Source organism: Candidatus Nitrospira neuquenensis (assembly GCF_979578155.1).
This window is the reverse complement of record NZ_CEFZDU010000006.1, coordinates 18,555-30,555: the sequence shown is the minus strand read 5'-3', so window position 1 is coordinate 30,555 and position 12,001 is coordinate 18,555. Positions and strand designations below refer to the sequence as shown.

4 protein-coding genes are annotated in these 12,001 nt (G+C 70.8%); all 4 read right to left on the bottom strand.

What is annotated here, in order from left to right; translation table 11 throughout:
- Nucleotides 1–87: 87 nt before the first annotated feature.
- Nucleotides 88–3,522, bottom strand: coding sequence for a serine aminopeptidase domain-containing protein (locus tag AC1U7O_RS03200; RefSeq protein ID WP_479893130.1), 3,435 nt, complete (start codon nt 3,520–3,522; stop codon nt 88–90).
- 439 nt (nt 3,523–3,961) lie between these two features.
- Nucleotides 3,962–4,960, bottom strand: coding sequence for a hypothetical protein (locus AC1U7O_RS03195; protein ID WP_479893129.1), 999 nt, complete (start codon nt 4,958–4,960; stop codon nt 3,962–3,964).
- A 70-nt stretch (nt 4,961–5,030) separates the two neighbouring features.
- Entirely contained in the window at nt 5,031–5,945 is a 915-nt protein-coding gene (locus tag AC1U7O_RS03190; RefSeq protein ID WP_479893128.1) for a nuclear transport factor 2 family protein, read from the bottom strand.
- 79 nt (nt 5,946–6,024) lie between these two features.
- On the bottom strand, nt 6,025–11,862 hold the full coding sequence (locus AC1U7O_RS03185) for a protein kinase domain-containing protein (protein ID WP_479893127.1): 5,838 nt from the start codon (nt 11,860–11,862) through the stop codon (nt 6,025–6,027).
- Nucleotides 11,863–12,001 lie beyond the last annotated feature (139 nt).

Genomic DNA, 12,001 nt, shown 5'->3' with positions numbered 1-12,001 from the left:
TGGTTCCGTTGGGGGAAGGACCGGGCCCTGTCGGGATGGCGTGGAGCGCGACGGGGTGAGGGCGGTCCCGTGGGCGACCGGCGGGGGCTACAGCGGCTTCTCTGCGACCAGGGCGTAGGCCTGGCCGGCGTAGGTGGGGTAGAGCTGAGGACGCTCTGCGCCGCTCAGGGCGACCAGCGTCAGGAGGTCGGCCTGGGTGAAGGAGTGGAACAGGCCGTTGCGGCGCGCTTCGTTCACCAGGCCCCAGGCGGCCAATAACCGCCGGCCTTCTTCACGGTCGGCGGGCCGGTCGGCCAGGTGGAGCTTCGCCCGATAACCGGGCAGGGGGTCGGCGAGCGGATGGAGGTGGGTCAGGACCAGCCGACCGCCCGGCCTGAGCACGCGGACGAGTTCGCGGAGGAAGGCCAGTGGATCGTAGAGGGAATCCAGGACCAGGTTGCACACGACACGATCGAAGACGCCGTCGTGGCATGGCAGTCGAGTGTCCAGGTCCGCCAGGCAGAGGGTTGCCGCCAGCGGGGGTCTCGACAGCTCGGCCCGAAGGACCGGCTCACCCAGGCGACTCGTCAAGGCCTGACGGGCCCGCCGCAGGGCCTCCGGCGCCGGGTCGAGCCCCAGGTAGCGGAGGAAGGTTCGAGGCCGTGGATGGGACTGGTACGCCTGGTGTGTCCGGAGGAAGAGGCCGAGGTGGCCGTTCCCGCAGCCGGCCTCGAGGATGACCGACCCGTCGTCGAGCGGCTCAAGCAAGCGGGCGATATGGTCCAGCAGTTGCCAATACTCGGTGACGTGGGGCAGGCTGCGCTCCCGGTCGAGGCACGCCCGGTGGAGCGCGAGCAGGTGCTTGGGAGCCTTCAGGTGCCGCAGTCTGGCCCGCTGCGCCTCGACGGCCGCCTGGGCCGCGACGGCCGGCTCGGGCGGGAGGAGGATCGGCTCACCGCCCGAGAAGGGACGGATATGGTCCCGGCACAGGCGGACCAGTCGCTCGCAGAGGGATGAGGCCTGGTCGGATGACTCGGCCAGACGGCCCGGCGACCGCGGGAGGCGCATGGGGCGCGGCGACGAGGGCGGCAGCGCCGCTTCGACGGCGGCGAGGGCGGCCGTGGCGTCCCACGGCTCATCCTCGGCCAGCAGGAGCCCGACCGGCATCCGCAGGTGCGTCAGGTCCCTCACGGTCGTCTGGAGTCCCGTCAAGTCGGCGGCCACCGCGTCTTCCAGCCAGGCGTCGCCGTCCACGTTGAACCCGAAGAGGGTGAGCTCCCCCAGTCGGCGGCCTTCCAGATGGGCGCCGATCAGGTCCTCCCCCTGGGTGGCGATGAGGGCCGCCCGAAGGTCGAGGAGGGCCGCCGTGAGGACCAGGAGCCTGACCCGCTCGCGCCGCGCGCAGACCTTCAGGGCGAGCAGTCCGGTGAGGCCCGACGAGATCACGACGAGCGGGCTCGACGGCCAAGCGCGGGCGGCGTGGTCGAGCACCGTCGCCAGGTCGTCCCGCATGTCGCTCGGCCTGGTGTGCCGGATCTCCCCCTCGCTCTCGCCGACGTGGTTGCTGTGGTCGTAGCGGACGACGCGGAAGCCGTTCTGCACGAGCGAGCACGCGAGGCGGACATAGTCCCGCTTCGTCTCGCCGAAACCCGGCGCGATGATGGCCAGGGGCGCGCCGGTATCGGGCCCGTGGGGATGGTCGCACTGGACGGCCAGTCGGCGGCCCTGCCGATTGCGGCAGGCGAGCGGTTCGCTCCGAAGGAGGAGTGCCTCCAAGTCGGCGAGTCGGGAGGCGGGGAGGGCGAGGGCACGGTCGAGCAGCTTGGCCAGGGGGACCAGGCCCGCGCTGACGGTGGGGAGGATGCGGAGGCCGACGAGCTGGGAGCCGCCTCGGTCTGCCTGCGCCGTCCAGACCGCCTCCGCCACGAGGGCGATGGGTGCCGCCGGTTCCGCGCCCCTGTCCTCGGGCGGGGCCCGCAGGATGACCTGAGCCGCGTGCTCGGGGGCCTGGGCGTCGGCGTCGAGGCGGGCGAGCATGCCGCCCAGGCCCAGGTTGACCGTGGTCAGCCGCCGACGGGATTCGGTCGGGACCGCGTCCGGCCGAGCCCACTCGCCGCTCAGGGAGAGTCGCAGGCGGAGCGACCGGCGGCGCTCCGCGCGCCGTGCTCCGCCGGTGGGCCGCTCCCCCGCGAGCGGGGCGGACGGGCGGGAGGGGAGCGCCTGGATGCCGGCCTCGAACAACAGGGGTTCGCCCCCCGCATCGGGCAGCGCCACCGTCACCTTCAACGGGATGAACTCTTCCCGGATCCCCCGCAGGATGGAGGCCAGCACCTGGGCTTCCATCTCCGGCAGGGGATCGAACACGATTACCAGCCCCTGGACGGCCAAGTGGGCGGGGTCGCCCTCCGCCCGGCGGCGACGCAGGTCCCCAATGGCGCCCCCGAGTTCAAGGAAACCGACGTCGCTCAGCAGGCCGACCCGGAGGGGCTGGTGCTTGGCCAGGGGGACATCGCCTTCCGTGACGAGGAACAGGCCGTGGAGGCTGACGTCGTGCGCGCGTCCCTTCCAGCTCTGTCCGCCGATGGTGAGATGGACGTCGGCCGCGAGGGAGACGCGGGATGAGCGGCGGCGCTCGCGGCCGGGGACGGCCGGCGGCGGGCTCGCGGGCGATCCGACGGGGAGCGGAGGACGGCCCTGCGTCCGCTCCTCGGTCTGGACCGCCGATCGCGCCGGATCGAGGTCCGTCGCCGCAACGGCCGTCCCCGGCGCCGCCGCGTCGGCGCTTCGAAGGTAACCGATGGTGCCCAGGAATTCGCCGGTGGACGCGTAGCACCCGGCTGCGTTGAGCAGGAAGGTCCGAACACGGCGTTCCCCGCCCGGGCCGCCCCTGACGAGGAGGTGGATCGGCAGATCCTTCGCTCGTCGCGCCCCGGTGCGCCGCTCGCGAAGCAGGCGCTCTCCGACCGGCCGGTCGTCCGCGGGCACCAGCTCGCCCGCGGCCAGCCCGATCAGCTCATCCGGTGCATGCCCGAGGAGGCGGCGGATCTCCGCCCCGACCGAGACGAACCGACCTTCCCGGTCCAACTCGTAGGGCACGTCCGGAAGGGCTTGCAGGAGGGCGCGGTGGCGGGCCTCCAGTGCCCGGAGGCGACGGTGCAGGCCCTGTTTCTCCAGGGAGCCGCCGGTCGCCGCGAGAAGTTCCGCCAGGAAGGCCGGCGAGGGGCGGTACAGACAGGCGTCGGCGCCGGCCCTGATGATCCTCGCGCTGTCCTCCTCGCCGCACCGGTCCGAGTGCACGAGGATCGCGGCGGTCGGCGCCTTCTGTCTGATCGCCGGCAGCACCTCCCGCTCCGTGTCTTCGTCGAGCCGCTCGTCGAGGATGATGACCTGCCACTCCTGGAGGCCGGCCCACTCGACCGCCTCACCCGCGGAGTAGACCGCCTCGACGCGACAGCCGGGGAAACACCGCCGCAGGGCCAGCGTGAGCTGCTTGATGTCCTCGGCACGGTTGCCGGCCAGCAGGGCGTTGAGGGGCTCAGGCATGGAGGCGGTCCCCTCTGCATCGCGCCGAGGATTGCCGGGCGCCCCCCGCCGAAGGGAGGGGGCCGCGACTTGTGGCGCGGCCGCCGCAGCCGTCTCCCGCGCGCGCCGCGCCGCGGGGAGCAACGGTGCCCTCGTGATGTCGGCCTGGAGAAGGAGGCTGGTTGCGCATCCCAACTTGTGCGACCGTCGGCGCAGTCGAGAACCGCGACACTGCCGGCCTCATAGACATCGGAGGACCGAGGAATGTCTACTCTCAAATTGGGCTAGAAGGTTTGCCGGAAAGTCTACGATGCTGCCTTATGCCACAACTATATGTGGTAGTCAAGGCCCATGGTTATCTCGATTTACCGCAAAATGTAGTGGAGGTCGGAGAGGATCGGGCAGGCGGCGCCGCCCCGTCGAGGACCGGCGCCCGCCGCGAAGAGAGTCGGCGGCCTGGTCAGGGCAACGACAGGGCGGATTGGGGGGGGCAGGTGCCCGGGGTCATGTACAGGAGGTAATTCCCCATCCCATGGTGCACGTTTTGGGCGTGGAGCGGGTGGTGATAGACCATGGTTATTTCGTAGTCGTCTTCCTTCGAGATGGAGAACCCCCGGCCGTCCCGGTAGACTTGATGCGGCTGGAACGCGATGAAGGTGCCGTCCCGCTCGACGTCGGGGACGGTCCTCAACAGGGTCTGCTTCCTCGTCTTGTTCTCCAGCGCGATCAAGAGCAGCTCGTCGTGACCGTGCGGATAGGCGAACTTGACGCAACCGTCGGTCCGGAACTTCAACGGCGCCGACAGGACATGGACGCCGGGCTTGATCTCGATGCCCTCGTCGGTCTGGTCCGGGCCCCTGAGGTTGAACTTGCTGTAGCAGACGATGTTGACGCCGACCTGGTAGACCTCCATCGGCTGGACCGACGCCCCTTCGGGAGCCATGTACATCGTGAACCGCGCCATCACGTCCTTGGTCGGCGGCGCCTTGTGATAGAAGGCGACCACCGACATGATCTTCTCGCCCTTGCCCAGCTTGACGCCGTAGCCATCCGGAAACCGGGCTTCGGTCATCTCCAGGCCGGCGCCGCCGAAAAACAGCGGCTCCCCCGGGCAGGAGATGCTGTCGCGGCTCGTGTTGATCATCAGGATGTGGTGCAGGTAGTTCTTCGGCAGCACACGGCCGTCTTTGGTGAAGACCTCGGACTTGAAGCCGGTCAGGTACATGTCCTTCGGCAGGCTGAAGATGTGCTTCGGCATGCTGGCGGCCAGTTCGCCGTCGTGGGCCGAGGGGAGGTCGATCGGCCCGAAGGTCAGGACGACCCGGCCCTCCTCGATCGACACGGTGGTGGTCGTCTGGTTGGTCAGGGTCGGGACGGCGCCATGGTCATGTCCGCCGTCCGCCAGAGCGAGCCCGGCCTGACCGAACAGCAATAGGGCGGTGAACATCGCACGAAGCATGGGGCCTCCCGAAGTCATAGGGTTGTCGTCCATCGTTCGATCGTGAATGGCGCGGGGGCGGCCGGATGGATCAAGGCGCGCCCCTCGTCGGAGTCGCGGGAGCCAGCCGCTTCCAGACGTACGTGCCGCCCCATTGCCGGGGCGGGATGTTGGTCCGGTCGCCGACGCGGGTGTACCACCAGACGCCGCGCGCCTCGCGGCCGTCGGCGGACAGGAGGACGTCGAAGCCGCCTTCCCGGTCGTTCCCGGTCTGGTGCCATGAGCCTTGGATCCGCCCCTCGGCGACTTTCGTCGTCTGGATCCGCCCTCCTTGCCAGGAGTAGGTCCCGTTGCCGTCCCGATCCAGGGTGGCCACGTAGGACTTGTCCTCCTCCTGGATTTCCCACTGGCCGCTGAGGTCATGCCCGGCGCTCGCGGCCGCGCCGTTTCCGCTCGATTCGGTCGCGAGGCCCGCCTCGGCCTGGGCGAGCGGTCCGTCCGCCGTCCGCATGGACTCGTGCCAGGACACGAGGATCCAGACGCCGTCGCGCCGTTCCAGGACACCGGTTTCCCTCAGCGGGAGCAGGGTGCGCGTCTGCTTGGGGCCGGTGCCGACGTAGCGGATGTAATCGAGTTCCATCGCGAACCAGGCCACGTCGCCGTGCGTCCAGACCTTCAGGTCGGTGATCGGGATCTCGAGCCGTTCCACGGACCGGAATTCTTCCTCCATCTCCCTGGCGAAAGGCGGCCAGCCGAGGTACTTGCGCCCCGCGATGGAATAGCCGACGCTGTCGGCGTCCTTGGCCATGAACTTCGCCATCGTCGCCAGGTCCTTCTCGGCGTTGGCGCGAACCAGCGCCCGCAGGACCTCCTCGGGCCCCATCGGCTCCGCCGCGAGGACGGGGAACCCCGCCAGGAGCACGCCGAGCAGGATCGCGGGCAGGGGGCTGGAGCCCCGGCGACAGGCCTGTCGGTCGAAACGTCGCGCCCTCGGAGATTGGGTCACAAGGTGCTCGCTGGGAAGGTGTGCCGCGCAGCAGTCAAACTGCTGCCGAGGCTACGCGGGCGGGGCGTCTTTGTCAAGATCAATCTCCTGCGGGTCCGGTAGGACGGAGGCCGGTCGAGGGGGCCGTGGGGCAGGGGGCGCCGTCGGCGGGGTCGCGCGGCGCCTGGTCCAGCGGGATGGTGACGTAGACGGTGGTGCCGCGGCCGGGTGTCGATTCGATCGCCAGCGATCCATGGACGAGGGCGGCCCGCTCCCGCATGCTGTGCAGGCCGAACTGCTGGTTGCGTCCCGTCGCGTCCAGCGTGGCCTGGACCTCGAAGCCGCACCCGTCGTCCTCGATGATCGCCTGCACGCAGCGCGGCTGCCGCTCCAGGACGATGCTCACGAGCGTGGCCCCCGCATGCTTGGCCACGTTGGTGAGGGCTTCCTGGTGGATGCGGTAGAGGGCGAGCTCGATGGGCGCGGGCAGCCGGCCCTCGATGCCCCGCGCGTGCACGTCCACCTGGATGCCGTAGGACTTGGTGTATTCGGCGACGTACCGCTCGATGGCGGCGACGAGGCCCACGTCGTCGAGCACGTTGGGGCGAAGGCCGATCGCGAGCCGGCGGACCTCGTCGAGCGTCTGGGCGGCGATCTGCCGGACCCGCTCGGCCGCGGTCCGGGCCGCGGCCAGCGTGGAGGCCCGCTCGATCTCGTGCAGTTGGACGAGGAGGGCCATCAGCGCCTGCCCCGTCTCGTCGTGCAACTCCCGGGCGAGGCGGCGTCGCTCCTCTTCCTGGGCCGAGATGACCCGCTCCAGCAGCCGGGTCCGCAGCTCGGCGGCCTGCAGGCGGTCCGTGATGTCGCGGATCAGGCTGCTGAAGTACCGCCGTCCGTGCTGGGTGAATTCCCAGAAGGCCAACTCGAGCGGAATCTCCCGACCGCTCTTGTGGCGGCCGGGGAGATGGGCGCACTCCCAGGCCATGCGCCGTTGTCCCGTGCGCAGGTAGTGGGTCAGGCCGGTTTTATGGGCGGTGTGGTAGCGGTCCGGCATGAGCACAGTCAGCGGCCGGCCCAGCAGCTCGGCGGCCGTGTACCCGAAGATCTGCTCCGTGGCGCGGTTGACGAAGACGATCCGGCCGCGCTCGTCCATGGTGATGATCGCCTCCGCGGCGGTTTCGGCCACCGTCCGGTACCGCTCCTCGCTCTCGCGCAGGGCCTCCTCCACCCGCCGCCGCTCCTCGACCTCCTGCTGCAGCCTGGCGTTGGACTCGACCAGGTCGGCGGTCCGGGCGGCCACCCGCTGCTCCAGTTGGGCGTGCGCGAGCTGCAGGGCTTCCTCCGCGCGCTTGCGGGCGGTGATGTCGCGGAAGTGCCAGGCGCGGCCGTACCAGGTCCCGTCCGGATGGGCCACGGGGGCGGTGTAGCAATCCAGGGTCCGGCCGTCCGTCAACAGGACCTCCTCCTGCTGCGTGCCCTCTGGCCGGGCGGTCAACGCCGCGGCGGTGGCGGCCCAGCCCGGGGGCGCGGCGACCCGCCGCTCGATTTCCCCCCAGAGGTCTTCCACGGCTCCGGCGGTCAACGCCGTGTCTGGAAGCTCCCACAGCTCGACCAGCCGGCGGTTGCGGGAGAGAATCGCCCCCTGCGGGGAAAGGACGAGGATCCCGTCGATCGAGGCCTCTCCCTGGCATTCCAGTAGGGTCTTCTGGAAGCGCAGTTGCTCGTGCGCCGCGGTCAGCTCGGCGAACCCCGCGGCGTTTTCCAGGGCGGCTCCTGCGAGGGTGGTGATGAATTGAGCCAGCCGGCGTTCCTCGTCCCCGAACAGCCGGTCCAACTGCCGGTGGCTGACGTAGAGGCAGGCGGCGGGCCGTCCCCGGACGAAGACGGGGGCACAGAGCACGGAGCGAACGCCGGTCAACACCGTGCTTTCCGAGGGACAGTCGGGAAGCCCCTCCGTGACGATCAGGGGAAGGCCGGCGGCGAGGCTTCGCTCGACCAGGGTCCGGCTGTAGGGGCCCGCCGCCTCATGGGGACAGGTGATGATCGGGCCGTCTGCGGACGAGGAGAGAGTGACGTCCAGGAACAGGCAGGTCTCGCCCCGCAACAGCTTGAGCGCCGCGTCCCGCACCGCCGCGACGACGGCCGGGGCGGTCAGGGCGCCGGCGATGGCGCGGCCGGCCTCCAGCACGGTGTCGAAGCGATCCGCCAGGGACAGGCTGTGCGCGGAGGACGACGGGGCCCGGCGGTCCCCTTCGTGCAAGCCTTCGCGCAGGGCGAGGAGGCGCTGCTCGGCGTGAACCGTTTCCGCCGCCGCGCCGGGCCATCCCAACGCCAGGCCGATGCGGCCTTTGGCCAGCAGCGTGCGGGCCCATTCGTCCCGCGCGCCCTGGAGTTCGGCCGTCGCGAGGCTTTTGTCCAGGCAGCGGCGGGCCAGCTCGTTGCGTCCCCGAATCGCGGCGAGCAGGCCCGCCTCGCGCCAGGCATGGGGCAGGTCTCCGGGGAATTTGCGCGCGAGGCGGACGGCCCGGCGGGCGGTCCGCCTCGCACGATGGAGCAACGCCCGCCGCCGCCGGTGGTCCCAGAGGGGGGTCCGTTCCGTCGCTTCGCGCAGGGCCGTGACCAGCCACGCCAAGGCCGGCGCCACGTACGCGTTCATCATCCCGGTCTGGGTGAGGATGTCGAAGGCCCGCTCCATCGCCGCCACGGCGTCGTCCGGCCGGCCTTCCCCGAGCAGGCGAAGGCCCTCCGCCTGGAGGAGGTTGGAGGTGCGCTGGACGTCTTCCTTGAGGCGTCCCAACTCGTTCTGGATGGCGTCCGCGGGCACGCGCCCGCCCGTGGCCTTGGCCAGGATTTCCAGGCTGATGGCGGGAGCCTGGGCATCGCCGATGTCGAGCCCCGCCTGGTAGACGAGCCGGGCCTCCTTGACGGCGCCGGCCAGGTCCCCCTGCCGGTAGAGGCTGTAGGCGATGTGGTAGCGCGCCAGGTTCACCTCCCAGCGGTCGCCGGTCTGCTCCAGGAGCCGCAGGGCCTCACGGCACTTCTGGATGGCTTCCTCGAAGCGCGCGGAGGCGAACAGGATCACGCCGTAGAAGTGGAGCGACTGTCCCTGGCCCCAGAGGTCCCCCATGGCCTTGCGGATGGCGAGGGAACGCTCCACGTAGGCGATGCCCCGGCGATACAGCGGGATCAGGCTCAACGCCGGCGCGTGCTCCGAGTAGGCCTGGGCGAGCTCCAGCGTCGGCGGATAGCGCTCCGCCAGGTTCATCTCGCGCAGGTGGGCCCAGAGGCAGTGGAGGGTGCCCTTCTGGAACCAGTAGGCGTAGGCCAGGCGACTGTAGAGGCGGACGGCGAGCAGGTCGCGGTCGGCGCCCTGCAGGGGGCGGCGGCCGACGAACCAGCTCGGGACCAGGGTGTGCAAGGTCTGCGAGGCGAGCTCCTGGCAGAGCCGGAGGAAGACGAGCGGCCGCCGGCGCGGCACGGATTGCCCGAGCAACCGCAGCGCGTTTTCGAGTGCCTGGCTCGCGGCCTGGCAGTCGCCCCGCTTGAAGGCGAGCTCCCCGATCCGGCCTTCAACCTGCGCGCGGCTGATCTCCTCGGCCGCCAGGGTTCTGGCCAGCTCGAACTGCCGCTGCGCCTCGTCGTACCGGCCCCGGAGCATCAGGACATCGCCGAGCCCCTCCGCCAAGCGGAATCGGACCGCCGGCTCGCACATGCCGGCGCCCCGTTCGGCGATCCGGTACTGTTTTTCGGCGATCTCCAGCGCGTGCTGGCGTCGGGCCCGCTCGGCGGAGGCCAGGGCATAGGGAAAGGCCCGCTCGGGGTCGCCCGCCGCGTCGAAGTGGTAGGCCAGTTCGTAAATCCGTTCGGGCTGGAGAGCTTCCAGCGAGAGCGCCGCCTCGTGGTGCAACCGCCGGCGTTCCGAGTCCGGCAGGCGCGCCAGGAGCGCCTCGCGGATCTTGTCGTGGACGAAGGTGCATCGTCCGGAGGCCGCGTCGATCCAGACCAACTGGCGTTGCCGGGCTGCTTCCAGGCCCGTGGCGACCTGGCCGGCGACCTGGCCGGCCAGGCTCCGCGCGAACTTGAGGTCAAACTCCCGCCCCAGCACCGCTCCGACCGTGAGGAGCCGGATAACGTCGGAGGGGAGTTGCTCCAGGCGCCGGGCCAGGAAGACGGCGGCCCTGTAGGAGGAGCGTGCCTCGGCCAGGGCCTGGGGGTCGGTCGCCCAGCCGGAGGATTCCGGGACTAAGGCGCCGATCTCGACGAGGCCCCGCATGACGGCCGAGGCCATGAAGGGGCTGCCGGCGGACAGCCGGGTGGCGACCTCGACCGCCTCGGCCGGCAGCGGCCCCGCCATGGATTCCAGCAGCCGCTGGATGTCCTTGACGCCGAGCGGCTCGAGGAGCAGGCGCTGCTCCGGCGGAAGCGTGCGGAGGGGATGGTGGGCGGGCACTTCTTCGCCGCGGAAGGCGGCGACGACCAGGACGTACCGCGCAGGCTGCGAGGTGGCCGGGCGCCGGCGTTGCCAATGGATGAGCAGTCGAACGGTCAGCTCGTCGGCCCACTGGCAATCGTCGAGGAGGACGAGCGCCGGCCTCTCCTCCGTCCCCAGTTCGTCGAGGAGACGGCCCAGGGCGTCGATCGTGCGGGTTTCGCCGAAGGCTTCCGGCCCCAGTGAATGCGAGGGGTCTGGCCGCAGGATCGAGGCCACCTGCGGCAGCGCCGCCGCCACCGCACCGCCCTGGTCCCCCAGGCGCGCCCCGAACCCCTCCAACCACCGGGGATCCGCCCGCGCCCTGGCGACGAACTCCGTCACGACGCCGTCGAGGACCTGGAAGGGCCGCTGGGCCGCCTGATCCACCCCCTGGCCCATGAGCACCCAGAGCCGCTGGTGCTCGGCGATCCGTTTCAGCTCGCCGAGCAATCGGGTCTTGCCGCCCCCGGACTCCGCCTCGACCAGGACGAGGCCGCCCGCTCCGGAACAGGTCCGTTGCAAACGATCGCCCAGGGCGGCCAGCTCGTTCCCGCGCCCGATGAAGGCCGGCTCGGCGAGGGTCCGCCGCCGGTCGTGCGCGCCGACGACGATCAGGGGGTCGGCCACGCCCCGCGCGAGCGCGTCGGTCAGCTCCGCCAGGTCGGCCACGACCGCCGCCGCGGACTGGTAGCGGTCACGCGGGTCCTTGCGCAACAGTCGCTGCAGGATGTCGTTCACCACGGTGGGGACCGCCACGCCGAGTTGGCGGAGGTCGGGGACCGGCGCGGTGAGGTGCTGCCGCAGGACCTCGCCCACGTCGTTCCCCCGGAACGGGGGATGACCGGCCAGACACTCGAAGAGGACGAGTCCCGCGGCGTAGAGGTCCGAGTACTCCGCCACCTCGTCCTTGATGCCCCCGGCCAACTCCGGCGCCATGTACCGGATGGAACCGACGGGCTGGTCGCGGAGGGTGGGGGCGAGCCACAGGCTGCGGGCCAGGCCGAAATCGATGAGCATCGCCCCCTGCAGGGGGGACTCCTCCCGCACCATCACGTTGGCTGGCTTCACGTCCCGGTGCAGGACCCCCTGATCGTGGGCTTCCTGCAGTGCGGCGAAGAGGCAATAGCCGACGGTGAGGGCCTCGCGGAGGGGAAGGGGCCCGGAGCGCAGGCGATGCTCCAACGTCATGCCCGCCAGGTAGGGCATGACCAGGTACAGCACCCCGGCCTCCGCGCCCAGGTGGAGCAGGGGGACCAGCCAGGGACTGCGGACCTCCTTGAGCACGCGGGCTTCATGTTCGAGGCGCAGGCGTGCGCCGGGAGAGAGGCTGTCGGCCTCGGCCGTCTTGATCACGACCGCCTGACCTCGGGCCAGGTCGGTGCCGAGGTAGGTGTCGACGCCCTGGCCGGTCTTCAGAAGACGGTCCGCGCGGTAGCGCGTCCCGAATATGTGGGCCGTGTAGCTCACGTGGCGGCCTGGGCTGCCGGCGCCCGCATCGTCAGGATGGAAGGAGCGTCACGTCACCTCACCGATAGGGCCAGTGTAAGCGGGAGGGCGCAATGCCGATATCATCATTACTGTCCACCTTAAAAGTGTTAGGTGAAAT

Bases quoted from the DNA above. Each gene is read 5' to 3' on its own strand.
- AC1U7O_RS03200 (WP_479893130.1), bottom strand. From the start codon at position 3,522: ATGCCTGAGCCCCTCAACGCCCTGCTGGCCGGCAACCGTGCCGAGGAC.
- AC1U7O_RS03195 (WP_479893129.1), bottom strand. From the start codon at position 4,960: ATGCTTCGTGCGATGTTCACCGCCCTATTGCTGTTCGGTCAGGCCGGG.